Origin of the sequence: Citrobacter meridianamericanus, from assembly GCF_041320245.1 — a bacterium.
In the GTDB taxonomy this organism is placed as follows: Bacteria; Pseudomonadota; Gammaproteobacteria; order Enterobacterales; family Enterobacteriaceae; genus Citrobacter; species Citrobacter meridianamericanus.
The window spans coordinates 3,144,487-3,162,086 of sequence record NZ_CP101036.1 but is presented as its reverse complement, the minus strand read 5'-3'; the positions used below and the strand labels follow the sequence as shown (position 1 = coordinate 3,162,086).

Annotated in this window: 21 protein-coding genes and 2 pseudogenes; 11 read left to right on the top strand and 12 right to left on the bottom strand. The window is 47.9% G+C overall.

Features of this window, described 5'->3' with window-relative positions:
- Positions 1 to 82: 82 nt before the first annotated feature.
- The 4 genes and pseudogenes from phoQ to NMD08_RS15550 all read right to left on the bottom strand — a co-directional run.
- Positions 83 to 1,546, bottom strand: coding sequence for a two-component system sensor histidine kinase PhoQ (gene phoQ / locus NMD08_RS15565; RefSeq protein ID WP_187252622.1), 1,464 nt, complete (start codon positions 1,544 to 1,546; stop codon positions 83 to 85).
- Positions 1,546 to 2,217 carry a two-component system response regulator PhoP gene (gene phoP / locus NMD08_RS15560; RefSeq protein ID WP_151220022.1) on the bottom strand — a complete coding sequence of 224 codons (672 nt, stop codon included), beginning with the start codon at positions 2,215 to 2,217 and terminating at the stop codon, positions 1,546 to 1,548. Before phoP ends, phoQ begins: the two co-directional genes overlap by 1 nt.
- Positions 2,218 to 2,304: 87 nt before the next feature.
- Positions 2,305 to 2,853, bottom strand: a complete 549-nt coding sequence (locus NMD08_RS15555) for a hypothetical protein (protein ID WP_278237868.1) — start codon at positions 2,851 to 2,853, stop codon at positions 2,305 to 2,307.
- A 173-nt stretch (positions 2,854 to 3,026) separates the two neighbouring features.
- Positions 3,027 to 3,155, bottom strand: a pseudogene (locus tag NMD08_RS15550) (hypothetical protein); the annotation flags it as partial.
- Between NMD08_RS15550 and NMD08_RS15545 the strand changes: the two are divergent.
- The gene (locus NMD08_RS15545) at positions 3,109 to 3,297 is read left to right on the top strand and encodes a cold shock domain-containing protein (protein ID WP_370620215.1); all 189 of its coding nucleotides are present in this window, start codon (positions 3,109 to 3,111) and stop codon (positions 3,295 to 3,297) included. The pseudogene NMD08_RS15550 and the gene NMD08_RS15545 overlap by 47 nt on opposite strands.
- 132 nt (positions 3,298 to 3,429) lie before the next feature.
- Here the strand turns inward: NMD08_RS15545 and NMD08_RS15540 are convergent, their stop codons facing one another.
- Positions 3,430 to 3,600 carry a YnfU family zinc-binding protein gene (locus NMD08_RS15540; RefSeq protein ID WP_252838248.1) on the bottom strand — a complete coding sequence of 57 codons (171 nt, stop codon included), beginning with the start codon at positions 3,598 to 3,600 and terminating at the stop codon, positions 3,430 to 3,432.
- Between the two features lie 411 nt (positions 3,601 to 4,011).
- Between NMD08_RS15540 and cspG the strand changes: the two genes are divergently transcribed.
- The 4 genes from cspG to NMD08_RS15520 all read left to right on the top strand — a co-directional run bounded on the left by cspG (position 4,012) and on the right by NMD08_RS15520 (position 5,104).
- Positions 4,012 to 4,224 (top strand): cold shock protein CspG, encoded by a 213-nt coding sequence (gene cspG, locus NMD08_RS15535; RefSeq protein ID WP_000066494.1) that lies wholly within the window; start codon positions 4,012 to 4,014, stop codon positions 4,222 to 4,224.
- A gap of 10 nt (positions 4,225 to 4,234) precedes the next feature.
- Positions 4,235 to 4,423, top strand: coding sequence for a cold-shock protein (locus NMD08_RS15530; protein ID WP_151220020.1), 189 nt, complete (start codon positions 4,235 to 4,237; stop codon positions 4,421 to 4,423).
- Between the two features lie 73 nt (positions 4,424 to 4,496).
- A complete protein-coding gene (locus NMD08_RS15525; RefSeq protein WP_151220003.1) occupies positions 4,497 to 4,727 on the top strand; it encodes a hypothetical protein in 231 nt (76 codons plus the stop codon).
- Positions 4,728 to 4,930: 203 nt separating this feature from the next.
- Positions 4,931 to 5,104, top strand: a complete 174-nt coding sequence (locus NMD08_RS15520) for a GnsA/GnsB family addiction module toxin (RefSeq protein WP_003841960.1) — start codon at positions 4,931 to 4,933, stop codon at positions 5,102 to 5,104.
- A gap of 450 nt (positions 5,105 to 5,554) precedes the next feature.
- Here the strand turns inward: NMD08_RS15520 and purB are convergent, their stop codons facing one another.
- From purB to rluE, 5 genes are read right to left on the bottom strand one after another with little or no spacing between them, the layout of a single operon-like run.
- Positions 5,555 to 6,925, bottom strand: coding sequence for an adenylosuccinate lyase (gene purB, locus NMD08_RS15515; protein WP_210904972.1), 1,371 nt, complete (start codon positions 6,923 to 6,925; stop codon positions 5,555 to 5,557).
- A gap of 3 nt (positions 6,926 to 6,928) precedes the next feature.
- Positions 6,929 to 7,570, bottom strand: a complete 642-nt coding sequence (hflD, locus tag NMD08_RS15510) for a high frequency lysogenization protein HflD (RefSeq protein ID WP_151225271.1) — start codon at positions 7,568 to 7,570, stop codon at positions 6,929 to 6,931.
- Positions 7,571 to 7,604: 34 nt separating this feature from the next.
- Positions 7,605 to 8,711 (bottom strand): tRNA 2-thiouridine(34) synthase MnmA, encoded by a 1,107-nt coding sequence (gene mnmA, locus NMD08_RS15505; RefSeq protein ID WP_151225273.1) that lies wholly within the window; start codon positions 8,709 to 8,711, stop codon positions 7,605 to 7,607.
- Between the two features lie 53 nt (positions 8,712 to 8,764).
- The gene (locus NMD08_RS15500) at positions 8,765 to 9,226 is read right to left on the bottom strand and encodes an NUDIX hydrolase (RefSeq protein WP_005120989.1); all 462 of its coding nucleotides are present in this window, start codon (positions 9,224 to 9,226) and stop codon (positions 8,765 to 8,767) included.
- A 13-nt stretch (positions 9,227 to 9,239) separates the two neighbouring features.
- Entirely contained in the window at positions 9,240 to 9,863 is a 624-nt protein-coding gene (rluE, locus tag NMD08_RS15495; RefSeq protein ID WP_187252620.1) for a 23S rRNA pseudouridine(2457) synthase RluE, read from the bottom strand.
- Positions 9,864 to 10,065: 202 nt separating this feature from the next.
- Here rluE and icd point away from each other — a divergent pair, with 202 nt between their 5' ends.
- The gene (gene icd, locus NMD08_RS15490) at positions 10,066 to 11,316 is read left to right on the top strand and encodes an NADP-dependent isocitrate dehydrogenase (protein WP_003841892.1); all 1,251 of its coding nucleotides are present in this window, start codon (positions 10,066 to 10,068) and stop codon (positions 11,314 to 11,316) included.
- A 112-nt stretch (positions 11,317 to 11,428) separates the two neighbouring features.
- On the opposite strand, the pseudogene NMD08_RS15485 reads toward icd, so the two are convergent.
- Together NMD08_RS15485 and NMD08_RS15480 are read right to left on the bottom strand one after the other, a co-directional pair.
- Positions 11,429 to 11,626, bottom strand: a pseudogene (locus tag NMD08_RS15485) (integrase); the annotation flags it as partial.
- 218 nt (positions 11,627 to 11,844) lie between these two features.
- Positions 11,845 to 13,323: a diguanylate cyclase gene (locus NMD08_RS15480; protein WP_370618490.1), complete on the bottom strand. Its 1,479-nt coding sequence runs from the start codon at positions 13,321 to 13,323 to the stop codon at positions 11,845 to 11,847.
- A gap of 255 nt (positions 13,324 to 13,578) precedes the next feature.
- Here NMD08_RS15480 and NMD08_RS15475 point away from each other — a divergent pair, with 255 nt between their 5' ends.
- The 5 genes from NMD08_RS15475 (at position 13,579) to NMD08_RS15455 (ending at position 17,599) form a co-directional block, all read left to right on the top strand.
- Positions 13,579 to 14,040 carry a hypothetical protein gene (locus NMD08_RS15475; protein ID WP_222841214.1) on the top strand — a complete coding sequence of 154 codons (462 nt, stop codon included), beginning with the start codon at positions 13,579 to 13,581 and terminating at the stop codon, positions 14,038 to 14,040.
- A 225-nt stretch (positions 14,041 to 14,265) separates the two neighbouring features.
- Positions 14,266 to 14,994 carry a MerR family transcriptional regulator gene (locus NMD08_RS15470; RefSeq protein WP_187259567.1) on the top strand — a complete coding sequence of 243 codons (729 nt, stop codon included), beginning with the start codon at positions 14,266 to 14,268 and terminating at the stop codon, positions 14,992 to 14,994.
- Positions 14,995 to 15,195: 201 nt separating this feature from the next.
- Complete coding sequence (locus tag NMD08_RS15465) at positions 15,196 to 15,630, top strand: nuclear transport factor 2 family protein (protein ID WP_151218950.1); 435 nt, start codon at positions 15,196 to 15,198, stop codon at positions 15,628 to 15,630.
- On the top strand, positions 15,627 to 16,346 hold the full coding sequence (locus NMD08_RS15460) for an SDR family NAD(P)-dependent oxidoreductase (protein WP_151218951.1): 720 nt from the start codon (positions 15,627 to 15,629) through the stop codon (positions 16,344 to 16,346). Before NMD08_RS15465 ends, NMD08_RS15460 begins: the two co-directional genes overlap by 4 nt.
- Positions 16,343 to 17,599, top strand: coding sequence for an NAD(P)/FAD-dependent oxidoreductase (locus NMD08_RS15455; RefSeq protein ID WP_370618488.1), 1,257 nt, complete (start codon positions 16,343 to 16,345; stop codon positions 17,597 to 17,599). Before NMD08_RS15460 ends, NMD08_RS15455 begins: the two co-directional genes overlap by 4 nt.
- Position 17,600: the final 1 nt, after the last annotated feature.

Sequence of the window (17,600 nt, the reverse complement as noted above, 5' to 3'; positions counted from 1 at the left end):
CCGCAGGCTGGTATCTGCAACCGATTATAACGGATACTTAACCTCAAGCGTGAAGTCAGCACATATTTATTACACGTGGCGATTACTCGTCTTTCTGCCCCGGATGCTGGCGACCAAAAATAACCTCCATGCGCGCGCCACCCAGCAGGCTATCACTGGCTATAATCTGCCCGTCATACTGTTCAGTTATTTCTCGCGCCACTGCCAGTCCGACGCCTTGTCCAGGTCGTAACGTATCGACGCGCTGACCACGGTCAAACACCACTTCCCGTTTGCTTTGCGGAATACCAGGACCATCATCCTCAACCAGAATATGCAGTTGATCTTCTGACAGATGCGCTGAAATCTCGACAAACTCCAGACAGTATTTACATGCGTTATCCAGTACGTTACCCATCACTTCAACAAAGTCGTTCTGCTCGCCTACGAAACTGATTTCGGGGGAGATATCGAGACTGATATTAACGCCTTTACGCTGATAAACCTTATTCAGCGCGGAGGTGAGTTTATCAAGCAACGGCGCGACTGGATGCAGTTCGCGACTGAGCAGAGAGCTGCTGCCACGCATGCTTGCACGATGCAGGTAATAGCCAATCTGCTGGGAAATACGGCTGATTTGTTCCAGCATGATAGGCTCGGCGTCGCTCACGTTCATTTTTTCATTACGCATCGAGCGCAGGGTACTCTGCAATACCGCCAGTGGTGTTTTCAGGCTGTGGGTGAGGTCAGTTAATGTGGTGCGGTATTTGTCGTAGCGCTCGCGTTCGCTTTTTAAAAGTCGATTCAGGTTACGAACCAGACTGGTCAGTTCGCGCGTGGTGGCGGGGTTCAGCATCTCACGATGATGCTCCTCAAGCTCGCGGACTTCACGCGCCAGCGACTCAATTGGCCGCAGACTCCACCAGGCGGCCACCCATAACAGCGGAATGACCAGCAACAGATTGGCGACCAGCACATAAATAAACCAGCTCCAGACCATGTATGAGCGCTTTAGCTCAATAGGAATTGTATCGACAACCACAATGGTTAACTGTGGCATTCTGGCAGTGGCGGGGTAGACGTTAACCGCCACGGAGTGGGTCATTTCGGCGTCGTCGTCATCCTCTCTGACTTCTTTTAACTGTTGCTGTGCGGAGTGGTCTTCGCCCAGTAGGGTGCTGGTGGCGTCAACGTTGGCTTCAATCTCATGAAAACCGTTGGTTTTAAGCCAGTCTGGTTGGATGCTTTGCGTCAACCAGGGCACGTTGCGCTGAGCCCACAGAAGCTCACCCGCTTCATTGTAAATCAGCGACATTGTTGGGCTTTGCATGTCGAGGTTCTCGGGCAGCTCGATGTTAATCTTGCCGTTTTCCCATTTCGCCAGGGTATAAAACAGATTGCTTTCACCGCGCAACAGGCGGAACGTGGTCTTATCAAAACTAACGCTGTAACCTACCAGGGCAACCATGCCGTAGGCCAGTGAAAGCACCAATACCACACCTGCGGTTGCCAGTAAAAAGCGCAGCCGCAGCGATAACGGGAAAAAATGACGCAATAATTTGTTCATTAGCGCAGTTCGAAAAGATAGCCTTGCCCACGTACTGTGGTAATTACTTCATGCGGATATTGCGCCTGAATTTTTTTACGCAGACGTCCCATCAGGACATCAATAGTGTGACTTTCACGTAGTTCAGCATCCGGGTATAGCTGCAGCATGAGCGAATCTTTACTCACGACTTTGCCGCTATTACGGATGAGTGTTTCCATAATGGTATATTCGAACGCCGTGAGCTTAATAACTTCATCATTGACGGATAATTCGCGGCGAGAGAGATCAACCTGGAAAGGCGGAAGGGAGATAATCTGCGAGGCCAGACCGCTGTTGCGACGCATCAGCGCCTGCATGCGCGCAGCCACTTCTTCAATGTGAAACGGTTTGGTGACGTAATCATCAGCGCCGGCGCTGAGTACTTCCACTTTGTCCTGCCAGCCTTCACGCGCGGTCAATACCAGAATCGGCAGCGAAACCTCATTGCTGCGCCAACGGCGGATCAACGACAAACCATCTTCATCGGGAAGGCCTAAGTCAACGAGTGCGATATCCGGAAGATGTTCATTCAGATAATAGTCTGCTTCCTTGGCATCTTCTGCATCATCTACCTGATGACCTAAATCCTGTAGCTGAACCTTAAGGTGGTGGCGTAATAAAGCATTATCCTCGACAACCAGTACGCGCATCATCGTTTCTCCCTAAAATAACGGTATGAATAGTTTAACGCTGATTATGTGGATTGAAAGCAGCGCTATGAACTTAAATAACTTTTCTCATGCTCCCCTGCCTGTGGGGCGTTCTGGGGGCAGTGCTGTTGGCATCTGATTGTTCAGCATATTGACCTGATCCTGGTTCATGTCGCCAATCCACTTGGAGTAAATCTCGTACACCATATGTGCATCGTCTTCCCATGCCAGGGCGCCTATCTCGCCCGGCCTCATCCCTGTATATACGGCAACAATGATGATTAATGCCTGGCTACGGGGAAGGGTGGTTATCAGTGCCTGGTACTTATGAAGTAAAAGTGGGTCGGGATCATTTTTAGATAACTTGAGTCGCGACACGCCCTCATAAGGAGCATGCAATATAAACTGGCTTCGGTTTGCGAGCTTAGGCATTTCTGATAAAACTGCCATCTGTTTATTGACTGTTGAGGGCGCGCGACCCTGCCTGGTGAGATTCGGCATTGCCGGGTTAATAATTGTCCCGGTCAATAACTCTTTTCGGTAATGCAAAATGTCGGCATGCTCAATATCTACCAGACGGGTATTTTCTCCGATAACACGCTGTAATGTGTATACAATAGAAGTAATCGACAGCATTGTTGCACCAGATACCTCTAAAGCTTTGGTGTCTGTAAAAAAATCACTTAGCCTGGCAGGTTAGATGACAGAAAGTGTAGTCACTACCAGCGTGCAACATGAGCTCTTAAGGCCTGTCAACCAGTCGTTTAGATATATTTTCGGATACATGTGAACCTCTCCCTGTTTTTAATTTATCTTTTATGATTCCAGAAATCAGGGGCTACAAATGATGAGAGATACATGTTCGCTACAGACGGGCCTCGAAGACCATTTATTCGACAAAACTCAACGCGTAATCCGGGAAGGAGTACTTCTGAGTCATGCAGATTAGATGTGTTTGTTCATTTCTCTGCTACCCAGAACGGTAATTTTCGCACTTTGTTTGAAGGTCAAAAAGTCTCATTCTCTATTGAACATGGTACTAAAGGTCCGGTTGCCGGCAGTGGAGTTATCGCAAAGTAAAATCCGCTTTATGTGTGTATGCGATAACAATGACGGCTAAGGCCTGAGCGGTTTTTTTTATTATCGGTGGCTTGAACAATATTAAAATACAGATGTGGTGATTCTATGCGAGAAACGGTATCTCAAACAGATTCAGGCTGCTTCTTTTTGATTTGTTTGGAATACTTTATTGCAATGAGGACAGATTAAAAGGGAACCTTTTTGTACTCTTGCAAAACTATGTTCAGATTGCTGGGTACAGTTTGGGCAAGTGCATTTGACAAGATAGTTACGGCGTGATTTAGAGTCTTTACGTTCTGACATAGGCTTTTCCTTGATTGGATGGACTTTGACTTTACCTTAATTTGTCCAGGAAATCTTAATTTTATTAACCAATGGGGGCTGATAAAAAAGTCGGTAGTTCAGGGCATGAAGCTGTCTACTGAGAAATGCGCCTGGATGAACGTCACAATGCTCACCGACATGCTCGGAAATATTGCAGTTTAAATTAATTTTTATGCTCAAAGTTATGGGTGATTTCCTTACAAAACTAAAGCTTGCTATGTTTGGTTAATCATGCGTTAATGAATCTTTGGTTTGTTACGAATTTATCTGAAGCAGTCGCTGAAATAATTTTATTCCTTGTTCCTGTTGAGATTTCCTTGTTAGCTTTTCTCTCTGATAATTTTTTTCGGACCAATCTGCCCAAGGGCTCACTCAATTAAGGTAATGATTATGTCTAATAAAATGACTGGTTTAGTAAAATGGTTCAATCCTGAAAAAGGTTTTGGGTTTATCACCCCTAAAGATGGCAGTAAAGATGTGTTTGTACACTTCTCTGCTATCCAGAGCAATGATTTCAAAACTCTGAATGAGAATCAGGAAGTTGAATTTAGTGTTGAACAGGGACCCAAAGGCCCCACAGCAGTTAATGTTGTGGCTGTATAAGGTAACTGTTATTACTAATAATATTCACTTCAGATGCCCGTGTTGTCACGGATCTCAGTACAGAACGTCAAACTTTGATGTTACTGAAAAAAATCCTTTCGGAGCGAAATGTATTTTTTGCAAATCAACAATGATAACATTTGATAATGTGGCACTATACATTCGTTCTGGTCAGTCTTCATCAGATTATAGAAAATAAATTTCAGGCTCCTTATGGAGCCTTTTTTGTATGCTTAACCGTTCATTTATATAAGAACCGTCACGGTAAAATTATGAAAAAAGTAATTGTTTTTTTTAACTCACAACCGGCAGTCGTTGTATCTGTAATGAAAGGTATTACGACGATAATGCGTGAGTTTCCCAATGGAGAAAAAGCGCATCTATCCGTAATGTCTGCGGGCTTTCCATCTCTGACTGGAGACCATAAAATAGTTTATGTGGCTTCAGATCGTGATGTCAGTTCCGAAGAGATTCTCGAGGCCGCATCGAAGCTTTTGAAATGAGAACTGGTTGTTTCGTGACCGACCCAGATTTTAGTCAGTGGTTTGTGGGGTTACGAGCTCTTTTGCATGAAGATTATACTGCAACCTCTTGATAATTTAGGATTTCCATTCTATCTTTTAAATATGTCAGCGCTTTTACCTGTGCTCCACGGGGAAAGTAACGCGCCTGGCGTTGATGCGTTAGAGATCAAGAGAGGTAAATAATGAACGTCGAAGATTTAAAAAGAAAAACTGAAGCGGATATTTCTGAATTCATCACAAAAAAAATTATTGAACTCAAAAAAAAGACAGGAAAAGAAGTCTCTGATATCCAGTTTACTGCTCGTGAAAAAATGACTGGGCTTGAAAGTTACGATATTAAAATTACATTAATCTAATTGTTATAAGAATCAGTTCAGGTGAAAAAGCATTATCTTGAAAGATAATGCTTTTTTATTTCTGTCATAAAACATAAAACTTTGCTAAAACCTTCACTTTTTACCTGGACTGACGCCTCCAGGTAGACGATGCTGCCTAGGCATGATTTTAAAGTGTTTGTTAAACCTGTGGCAATTCAGACCAACATCGATTATTACTTTTGGGCCAAATTTGGGGCGCTGAAATGACTCATATTTCCCGCAATGGTCCAAAATAATATTTTATTAAGCTATTGATTTTAATATAATTTATCAGTAAAGAACTTACAAAATTACTTTTTTAGTCTAGCGCTGAGCATGATCCGTGGGGATAACCATTTAATAAAACGGGAAAGGGATGTTCATACGGCGATAAAAAACCGGAATCGCTTACGCTCATCCGGCTTCAGTTCAGCATCTGCGGGTTGTTGATTACTTCAGTTCATCAACCATGATGATGGCACGACCAATGTAATTGGCTGGCGTCATGGCTTTCAGGCGCGTTTTCTCTTCTTCCGGCAGTGCCAGACTGTCGATAAACTGCTTCATACCTTCGGCGTCAACGCGTTTTCCACGGGTCAGTTCTTTCAGCTTCTCGTACGGTTTTTCAATGCCATAGCGACGCATCACGGTCTGAATCGGCTCTGCGAGAACTTCCCAGTTATGATCCAGTTCGTCCAGCAAATGATCGCGGTTCACTTCCAGTTTGCTCACACCTTTCAAGGTGGACTGATAGGCGATCAGCGCATAGCCAATACCTACGCCCAGATTACGCAGAACGGTTGAATCCGTCAGATCGCGCTGCCAACGCGAAACCGGCAGTTTGCTCGCCAGATGTTGCAGAACCGCGTTAGACAGACCCAGGTTACCCTCAGAGTTTTCGAAATCGATAGGGTTCACTTTGTGTGGCATGGTCGAAGAACCGATTTCTCCCGCGACAGTTTTTTGCTTGAAGTGACCCAACGCAATGTAACCCCAGACGTCGCGATCGAAATCGATCAGAATGGTATTAAAGCGGGCGATGCAATCAAACAGCTCAGCGATGTAATCGTGCGGCTCGATCTGTGTGGTGTAAGGATTCCACTGGATCCCAAGCGAGGTGACGAACTCTTCGCTAAACTGATGCCAGTCAACTTCCGGGTAAGCGGCGATGTGGGCGTTATAGTTACCCACAGCACCGTTGATTTTACCAAGGATTTCAACCTGGTTGAGTTGGCGGTACTGACGCTCCATGCGATACGCCACGTTTGCCATTTCTTTGCCCATCGTTGATGGGGTGGCCGGTTGCCCGTGAGTACGAGAGAGCAGGGGAATATCGCGATATTCAACAGAAAGTGCTGTGATGCCATCAATCAGTTGACGCCAGTACGGCAGGACTACTTCGTCGCGTGCGGTTTTCAGCATCAGCGCGTGAGACAAGTTGTTGATGTCTTCTGAGGTGCATGCGAAGTGGATAAACTCGGAAACGGCGTGCAGTTCCGGGATATCCGCAACTTTTTCTTTGAGGAAATACTCAACTGCCTTCACGTCATGGTTGGTCGTACGCTCGATGGTTTTGATACGCGCAGCATCTTCTTCATCGAAGTTAGCGACGATCGCATCAAGGTAACCGATTGCGTCGGCAGCAAAAGCAGGAACTTCCTTGATCGCTGCGTGCGCGGCCAGTTTTTGCAGCCAGCGTACTTCAACCTGTACACGGAATTTCAGCAAACCGTATTCGCTGAAAATCCCGCGCAGCGCGCTGACTTTATCGCCGTAGCGTCCATCGACAGGGGAAACGGCGGTCAGTGAGGATAATTCCATAGATCACAACTCCGGGGTTAAATGAGCAAGAATTTGTTTTGCCTGAGTCGTCAGGCGATTACGAGAAAACATGAGTTGCAGACGGCCTCCACCCACCTGATGCCAGAGTACGGCCGCGCGAATGCCAGCCAGCAGCGAAGCGCGAACTTTGGCCTGAACCTGTGGGCTCTGAAGGATGGCCGGGGAGCCAGTGACCTGAATACGCGGGCCGAGTGGACTGATAACGTCAACATAAATGCCTGCCATCGCACTCAGTAGCGTTTCTGACTGCAAATCAAAATGGTCCAGCTGGCGCTGCAAGCCGTTAATACGGTCTCCCAGCGTGTCCATGGCGCCTTTAGCGGCTGAAAGTTTACGCTCCAGCACCATCAGGCTTAATGTATAGCGAGTAAGTTCCGCGTTCAGTCCCTGACGACTGCTGGCGTTGAGCACGCCGAGCAGTGTTTCCAGGCCGAGACGAAGGTTGGCCTCGCTGCCGCCAAACACGCCCAGCGTAGAGCTGGGATTCATGTCAATGACGCTGTTCAGTGAAACGTGTAATGCATCGGCATCACAATGCCCCTGGTGCGCCAGTTCTTGCACCAGGCGTGCCGACTGACAAATGCCTGCCAGGGCGAGGGTGATGTCATAATAATTCTTTGCCACGTTCACTGCTTCCTTGTATCAAATGTGTAGGTAATTATACCGACAGAGGCAATCGTTGTTCGATAATGCCGCCGCCGAGGCACACTTCGCCATTGTAAAAGACAGCCGACTGACCCGGCGTTACTGCCGCGACGGGTTCATCGAAAATGACTTCAATACGCTCGGCATCCAGTGCCTTAACGGTGCACGGAATGTCGGTCTGACGATAACGGGTTTTCACCGTGCAGCGCATTGTGCCAGTGAACGGTTCGCGATCGACCCAATGTAACTGTTGCGCCACCAGGCCAACGGACATCAGGCGCGGGTGTTCATGACCCTGAGCAACAACCAGAATGTTGTTCTCAACGTCTTTATCCACCACATACCACGGATCTTCCGTGCCTTCTTTCGTCCCGCCAATGCCCAGACCTTTACGCTGACCCAGGGTGTGGTACATCAGCCCCTGATGCTGGCCAATCTCTTCGCCATCAACGGTGATGATTTTACCGGGTTGAGCCGGCAGGTAGCGACCGAGAAATTCTCGGAACTTACGTTCGCCAATGAAGCAGATACCGGTGGAGTCTTTTTTCTTGGCCGTAATCAGACCGAGATCTTCAGCAATTTTACGCACCTGCGGTTTTTCCAGTTCGCCCACCGGGAACAGGCTTTGCGCGATTTGCTCATGGCCGAGCGTGTAGAGGAAATAGCTCTGGTCTTTATTGCCATCAAGCCCACGCAGCAGACGGCTTTTACCGTCGACATCCGCGCGACGCACGTAGTGACCGGTGGCGATGTAATCGGCACCTAAATCTTCAGCGGCAAATTCGAGGAAGGCTTTAAACTTAATTTCTTTATTACACAGAATATCCGGGTTTGGCGTACGGCCCGCTTTGTACTCTTCAAGGAACAATTCAAAGACGTTGTCCCAATATTCTGCGGCAAAGTTGACGGTATGCAGCTCAATGCCGAGTTTGTCACAGACAGCCTGTGCATCTGCAAGATCGGCAGCCGCTGTGCAATATTCCTCGCCATCGTCCTCTTCCCAGTTCTTCATGAACAGGCCTTCTACCTGATAACCCTGTTGTTGCAACAGCCAGGCAGAAACGGAGGAATCGACACCGCCGGACATGCCGACGATCACTTTTTTTGGGCTTTCAGACATAGGAATACTCACGACATTGAACTTCAAGGCGGCATATTCTAGCACGCAGCCCCTTACTTGACACCCTCTGTAAACGGCCAGTTAAATTCACCGATCATCGCCAGCGGGTAGCGTTGTCCGCTCTGATAGCAGCGAATGCTCTCCGCAACTAACGGAGAGCGCAGGTTTGGCGCGCAGAGAACCTCTTCTGCACTGACCCAGCGACAGCAGTCGATATCGCTGTCATGAGGTTCAGTAGCGCACATATTGGCAAGCTCGATAGAAAACAGAAAACGCAAAAAGGGCGTTTTGTCCGGCGCAATCCATTGATGCATTCGAATGAAATGTTGTGGCTGCGCGTGGATACCTGTTTCTTCCCATAGTTCGCGAGCGGCGGCCTGCACTAACGTCTCATCCGCTTCCAGATGTCCGGCTGGTTGATTCCATAAGGCTTTGCCATTGATTGTTTCCTCAACGACTAAAAACTTATCTTCTGCATGCACGATGCAGGCGACCGTAACGTGCGGTTTGAACATACCTGTTCCTTATTCAGTTAGTTGCATCTCGCCATTCACCATTGGCGAGATTATCCAGTGTGTAATCCCCCATGGCATAGCGAATGAGGCGCAGCGTCGGGAATCCAACATGGGCTGTCATGCGGCGTACCTGACGGTTGCGGCCTTCATATAAGGTGACTTTCAGCCAGGTGGTAGGGATATTTTTCCGCTCCCTGATAGGCGGGTTTCTCGGCCACAGCCATGCAGGTTCTTCTGTTACTTCAATACCTGCGGGCAGCGTGGGACCGTCATTGAGCGTTACCCCGTTACGCAGCGCATTAAGCGCTTCTGCCGTCGGCTCGCCTTCGACCTGGACGTAATAAATTTTCCCGGTACGCTTACCGGGCTGCGTTAACCGGGCCTGCAGCGCACCATCATTGGTCAGCACCAAAAGCCCTTCACTGTCCCGATCGAGTCGACCCGCAGCATAGATCCCCGACACGGGAATAAAATCTTTTAACGTTCTTCTGCCAGCCTCGTCAGTAAATTGCGGCAAAACATCGTAGGGTTTATTGAACAAAACCACGCGTTTTGGCTGGTTTTCTTTACGCTGTCTGGTGACTTGTCGTGAGCTGAATCGCTCAACCCGGTGATTTCTAAAAGAAGTTTTTTGCATGGTATTTTCAGATTATATCAATTGCCGCATTATAGCCTAAGAACGAGTGTCTTTCATGGCGGCGAACATTAGGGTAGTATTGACATGCTCATTACAAAACATTAACAAAAAATTGCTCTAACGCATTCGTGCAGCAGGACGCAAACGCACATGCAGCGCGATGACAGACGAGCAGAACCAGAAGCGCTCGAAGGAGAGGTGAATGGAAAGCAAAGTAGTTGTTCCGGCGGAAGGTAAGAAGATCACCCTGCAAAACGGCAAACTCAACGTTCCTGAAAATCCGATTATCCCGTTCATTGAAGGCGACGGTATCGGCGTTGATGTAACCCCACCGATGATCAAAGTTGTCGATGCTGCTGTCGAGAAAGCCTATAAAGGCGAGCGTAAAATCTCCTGGATGGAAATCTACACCGGCGAGAAATCCACCCAGGTTTATGGCCAGGACGTCTGGCTTCCTGCTGAAACCCTTGATCTGATTCGTGAATATCGTGTTGCCATCAAAGGGCCACTGACTACTCCAGTTGGCGGCGGTATTCGCTCTCTGAACGTTGCCCTGCGTCAGGAACTTGACCTGTATGTCTGCCTGCGTCCGGTGCGTTATTACCAGGGTACGCCTAGCCCGGTTAAACACCCAGAACTGACCGACATGGTCATCTTCCGTGAGAACTCTGAAGATATCTACGCGGGTATCGAGTGGAAAGCGGACTCTGCCGACGCTGAGAAAGTGATTAAATTCCTGCGCGAAGAAATGGGTGTGAAGAAAATCCGCTTCCCTGAGCATTGCGGTATCGGTATCAAACCATGCTCTGAAGAAGGAACTAAACGTCTGGTTCGTGCAGCAATCGAATATGCCATCGCTAACGATCGTGATTCTGTTACCTTAGTACATAAAGGTAACATCATGAAGTTCACCGAAGGCGCGTTCAAAGACTGGGGTTATCAGTTGGCGCGTGAAGAATTCGGTGGTGAGCTGATTGACGGCGGTCCTTGGGTCAAAATCAAGAACCCGAAAACCGGCAAAGAGATCGTGGTTAAGGACGTTATTGCCGATGCGTTCCTGCAACAGATCCTGCTGCGTCCGGCTGAATATGACGTGATTGCCTGTATGAACCTGAACGGCGACTACATCTCCGATGCGCTGGCAGCACAGGTTGGTGGTATTGGTATCGCTCCGGGCGCGAACATCGGTGACGAATGCGCGCTGTTCGAAGCAACCCACGGTACTGCACCGAAGTATGCCGGTCAGGATAAAGTGAACCCGGGTTCTATCATTCTGTCCGCTGAAATGATGCTGCGCCACATGGGTTGGACCGAAGCGGCTGACCTAATCGTTAAAGGTATGGAAGGCGCGATTAACGCGAAAACCGTAACCTATGATTTCGAACGTCTGATGGACGGCGCTAAACTGCTGAAATGTTCAGAGTTTGGTGACGCGATCATCGAAAACATGTAATCCGCATTCTGGGTTGTATGATAACGGGAGCCAGGTGGTTCCCGTTTTTTATGCCTGCAACATTGTTTCCCCAAAACTCTCTCCAAAACGTTTTCCCAAAAACCAGGCATGCTCACCTCTTTTTTACTTCGACAACTATCCAATCCTTACCTCTGTCGTCGTTATATTTGTCTGTCATTTTTCTTGATTTATGTCCCAATAATTTCTGTGTATCAATTCTTTGTTCCCTATTAATTCTTACTGAAAGCGATCGTTGCTCATGAAAGGTTGGGGCGGTTCCTGCTTCCCATTCAATGCCGTATTTGCCTCTGAAGTGGTCAACTTAAACTGGCTACAGCTTTAGGTTTTTTCCAGTATCAGTTTTTGGGATAACCCACTGATTCCGTTGCGAACTGCCGTTTATTGCACAACTGCTTTACCCATCGGTCATGGTAGAAAGACCCACATCCATACCACTGCCCGCAGCTGCAACGGTGTCGTTCTGATTAAGAACCAATTGAGCGGGTTCGCGTCGAGATAGAGACTCGATTAGCCCTGATGGTCTGCTAAATTGACTACTTTTACCATATTTCGCCCAGACCTTTTAGCATCATAGAGTTTGGAGTCTGCCACTTTCAATAAATCATCAAAGGTAACAAGCTTCCCTTCTCTGGGATGGTAGGTTACTGCACCAATACTGATTGTGACCGGTCTTCTGAGCGAGCTCAGTTTCTCAATGCTTTTCCTTAATCTTTCGCAAGCCAAAAAACAGCCTTTTTCATCCGTTTCAGGGAAAAGCATGATAAATTCCTCACCACCAAATCGTGCGACTTTATCTTGGCTTCGCAGGGTATGGCTAAGTTCTTTGGCGATATTCTTAAGTGCATAGTCACCTTCCTGGTGGCCATAGGAATCATTATATGATTTAAAAAAATCGATATCGGCAATGGCAAGTGACACCGGTACGGGATGTCGCGCCATTCTGGTCATTTCATTCTCAAACCAGAGCATAAACTTTCGGCGATTTGCAATCTCCGTCAGACTGTCCTCAGTGGCCATTCGCTCCAGCATAGTATTGATTTTGTGTAACTCCTCCTTTTGCTTTTTGAGCTCAATTTCCATCTTTTTACGCTCATTAATACTTTGTATCTGAGCAATATAATATTTGACTTCACCATTATCTTCGCGTACCAAAGAAACACTCAGAAGTATCCAGATATAATTCCCGGTCGCTGTCAGATATCTCTTTTCTAGTTGGTAGAATGGAATTTCTCCTCGAGAAAGTGCATCTAATTGTTTTAAATCAGTGCTTAAATCATCGGGGTGGGTTATATTTTGAAAGTTAATGGAAAGCAGATGTTCTTCAGTATATCCCAGCATACGGGTCAGTGAATTGTTAACTTTTTTCCATTGGCCAGAAGAAGCGACAAGAGCCATCCCGATAGTTGAGTTCTTAAAAATAGCTTCGAGTATGTCATTGTTTTTTTGTAGTGCTGAAATAACAATTTCATTTTCACTGATTAATAAATTTATCTCGATTAACGAACCAATACCCTCGGCCATTAAACTAATAAATTCATAGTCATCCTCAGAGAATTCTATGGTTCTTATCTGAGTGGAGGAGAAATTGATTGTGCCCCATAATTTTTCTCTCACCCATATTGGCGCTGAGATATAACTTTCCAGCCTCATACCAATGTAGACTGGATGGGAATTAAAGTCAGGATGTGTTCCTGCATGTTCAACGCTTATTATTCTTTTTTCTCTGACCACTTGCTGACAATAAGTGTTTTTCAGATCAAAAACCATACCAGCTGAAATGTCTCCTCTTGTTGGAGAAACCGCAAGTAGAGAGTAACGCTCACCCTCTATCTGACTAATAATACCAAGAGACAGGTCAAAGGCTTTCAATCCTTCATTCAGAATGGCCAGGTATTTATCTTCAGGGGAAGCATGTCTCCTGGCCAACGCCTCATAAAGAAAGTGAATTCGGTTGATATTAATGTTGTTTTCTTTCATTTTTAACATCGCATTATCTTTTCGTCTTTTTACGCATCAAGATGGTTGCTATTCGGCCTTGATTAGTTTGTCACATTGTACCGTAGCAACAGCAGTCGGTATTCGAATAACTATCTTGCTCATTGCCCCTTGCTGCTTAAAAATTTATCAAAAAATCGAATGGTGATACTCTTTTTATAACAGGTATCTACGATCTTGACTAAGATTTTAGAAGGGTAGCTATTCGCTGCTTCTCATCTGGGCTTATCATCGTGAGGTCGCGCTATGTGTACAAAAAGGGTAGTTATTTGCCTGTCATTAGTTTCTATGCTGTTCACATCCACTACCTGGGCTATCAATAAAGATTATCGGCATAAACTTGAGCAGTCTGGTTGTACTCAGGTCTCTGAGGCGCAAGGTTGTGATATCAACAAATCTAAAGCTGAAAATGCAAAAGCTGGTTTTGTTAATGAGAGCAGCGATACCACAGCATCAGCAACCAGTCCTTATGCAGGTAAGTGGTTAGCTTTGAGTGATAGCGGTGATACGGTTGCGAACATCAGTATTGATAAAAATGATAAAGTCATCGTCAATGGAAAGAGCGTACATGCCACAAAAACAGATGGCGGGCTGCAGTTCAAGCAGGGGATGGTGATTTATACCCTCCAGGGAGACCGTCGCGTGAAAGGTGAGGATGTCTGGCGGGATACGGATGCCGGAACGCAGGGGAAAATCTTCAAAAAGTAAAAATATTTTAGGAACAACAGCTACCAGGAAGCCGTAAAGTTAATAGCCTAATATATCAATTAGTTAGAATTGAAAAATTGCGCGCTACTCTCAGGTTATTTTGTTTACGTCTTCCTGAAGGCGGTTGTATGGTATTTAGCAATTGTAAGGCAAGTAGTTTTCGCTTATCTAATCCAACGTAGTTCGTAGTATATTGAGCGTATTCTTTGTTATCAGGTGTTCTGTATGTCCTATTCCATCGGTGAATTTGCGCGGCTTTGTGGAATAACCGCCACAACGCTGCGTGCCTGGCAACGTCGTTATGGACTTCTCAAACCACAGCGTACGGATGGTGGGCACCGGTTGTATAGCGATGACGATATCCGGCAGGCGCTTAAAATTCTCGATTGGGTGAAAAAAGGCGTACCAATTAGTCAGGTAAAACCGTTGCTGGCCCGCCCTGGCGCCCGGCGAACGAATAACTGGCTCACCCTGCAAGAGAGTATGCTGCAGCGCCTGAATGAAGGGAAAATTGAATCCCTGCGCCAGCTTATTTATGATGCGGGCCGCGAGTATCCTCGTCCTGAATTGGTGAGTGAGGTGTTGCGACCTCTGCGAAGTCAGGTCTCGGCCAACGTGCCGGCTATCATGACACTGCGTGAAATCCTTGATGGCATTATCATTTCTTACACCTCATTTTGTCTGGAAGGGGATAAGCGTGCGCCGGGCGATAACTACCTGATTACCGGCTGGCATCTTACCGACCCCTGCGAAATCTGGCTTGAAGCGCTTTGTCGTACCGGACAGGGACTGCGCATTGATGTGCTTCCCGTGCCGCCCGCGACGCTTGCGCCTGAGATTTTTCCCGAGCGAAAATGGCTGCTGGTGACGTCTGGTAAGCTCACTGCGGCGCGTAAAAAACAGATAGAGCTCTGGCAGCAACAGGTCAACTCCCTCGAAGTGATCCCGCTTTAATCCTCTGTCACGACCTTTCCTGTGTGTCGATCAGCCACTGCTTTAGTAGCTTCTGAATGTTTTCTCTAAAATAATTATTTCTAATTTATTGAATTAAATATATTTATAAATATTTTTTAGCAAAAACTTGGACAAATTTAATTGTTTGTGTAAGTTTTAATTATGCCACTACGTCATGTGGTTCACTTAAGGGTAAGAGCTATGCGCGCACAGCCATCCGTTATCGACAGGTTTGTGGATTACTACGCCAGTTTGGATCGCCAGCCTGTCCCCGCGCTTGCCGGGTTGTACGACGTGCATGCGGTACTTGTCGATCCGTTCGGGGAACATAACGGGCTGTTTGCCATCCAGCGCTATTTCTCGCACCTCCTGGCGAATGTAAACGCCTGCCGTTTTGCTATAGATCCGCCGCTTTGTGAGAGCGGGCGGTTTGCCGTGACCTGGACCATGTACTGGTCGCATCCGCGGATTTCTGGTGGAGAAATACGATCTTTGCCGGGATGTTCAATGGTAGAGACGCATGGTGAGAAGATTTTTCGCCAGCGTGATTATTACGATGCCGGTGAGATGCTCTATGAGCATCTGCCACTGTTGGGCTGGGCCGTTCGCGGTGTGAAAAGGAGGGTGCGCGCATGATGACTGTCCTCATTACTGGCGCAAGCTCCGGGATTGGGGCCGGGCTGGCAAAGTCATGGGCCGATGACGGCTGTCACGTGATTGCCTGTGGTCGCAACCCTGAACGGCTGGAACAATTGCGCCAATCCCATGCCAACATTACAGTACGCCTGTTCGATATGACAGACAGGGACGCCTGTCGCCAGGCGCTGGCGGACTGCAAACCCGAACTGGTTATTCTCTGCGCCGGTACCTGCGAATATCTCGATCACGGCTGGATAGATGCCGAGAAGGTTGAACGGGTGATGGCGACGAATTATCTGGGACCCATCAACTGCCTGGAAGCGCTTCAGACGCAGTTAACCTCCGGTAGCCGCGTGGTGCTGGTCAGTTCGATGGCGCACTGGATGCCGTTTCCTCGGGCTGAAGCCTATGGCGCGTCTAAAGCGGCGCTAACCTGGTTTGCTAACAGTTTGCGTCTGGACTGGGAACCGAAAGGTGTCGCCGTGACTGTCGTTTCGCCAGGATTTGTCGATACCCCGCTTACCCGTAAAAACGATTTTCCTATGCCCGGTCAGGTAAGTGTAGAGCAGGCGGTGAAGGCGATTCGCCGTGGCCTGGTGAAAGGAAAAAATCATATTGCCTTCCCGACAGGCTTTGGCGTGCTGCTGCGTCTGTTGGCCGGGCTGCCTGAGTGTTTCCAGCGCATGTTGCTGCGCAGGATGGTACGTTCATGAAAATTGCTATCATTGGCAGTGGTATTGCCGGACTAACCTGCGCCTGGCGTCTGGCCGGACACCATCAGGTATCGCTTTTTGAAGCGGCGTCGACCCCTGGCGGCCATACTGCGACAGTGGATGTGGCGACTCCGCAAGGGAGTTTCGCGATTGATAGCGGCTTTATCGTCTATAACGACCGAACCTATCCGCGTTTTATGGGCTTGCTGAGCGAACTCGGCATTCAGGGGCAAAAAACGCAGATGAGCTTCTCGGTGCATAATCCGCAAAGCGGTATGGAGTATAGCGGTCATACGCTGACTTCATTGTTTGCCCAACGTCGAAATCTGGTCAACCCCGCATATTGGGGAATGCTGAAAGAGATTGTCCGTTTTAATCGTCTGGCGAAACAGGCATTTAATGAGACCGATGTGAACGCGACGCTTCAGACCTTCCTCGACCAACACCACTTCAGCGTGTTCTTTGCGCGGCATTATATTTTGCCGATGGGCGCGGCCATATGGTCATCTTCACTTCAGGAGATGCGCCGTTTTCCACTGGCGCTGTTCTTACGGTTCTTTGAGCACCATGGCTTGTTGGATATCTGGCATCGACCGCAATGGTATGTGGTGCCGGGCGGATCGCGCGAATACATTCGTGTCATGCTGGCGAAGCTGGGCGATCGTCTGAAATTGCACCTCAATTCACCTGTTCAGCAGGTTATTCGCTACGACAGCGGCGTCAAAATACAATTGGCAGGATCAATACAGACATTTGATCAGGTGATCTTCGCCTGCCATTCCTCGCAGGCTCTGGCTTTACTTGAGGATGCGACCCCAGCAGAACGTGACGTGCTGGGCGCAATTGGCTGGCAACGTAACGAGGTTGTGTTGCACAGCGATCGCCGCTGGTTACCGGTACGCGAACGCGCGTGGGCAAGCTGGAATTACCGCCTGAGTGAGCAAGAGAGGGCCAGCGCTTGCGTCACCTATAACATGAATATTCTCCAGGGATTACCTGAAGGAAGCCCGCTATTTTGCGTGACCCTCAATCCGGACATCCCCATCGACGACCGCTTCGTCTGGCGACGCTTTGTTTACGAGCATCCGTTGTTTAACCCTGAAAGCTGGCGGGCGCAGGCGCGTCGCGCTGAGATCAACGGTCAGCATCGGAGCTGGTTCTGCGGTGCTTACTGGTACAACGGTTTTCACGAAGATGGCGTACGCAGTGCGCTGGATGTGGTACACGGCATTGCCGCAGGAGAGAGGCGCTAAG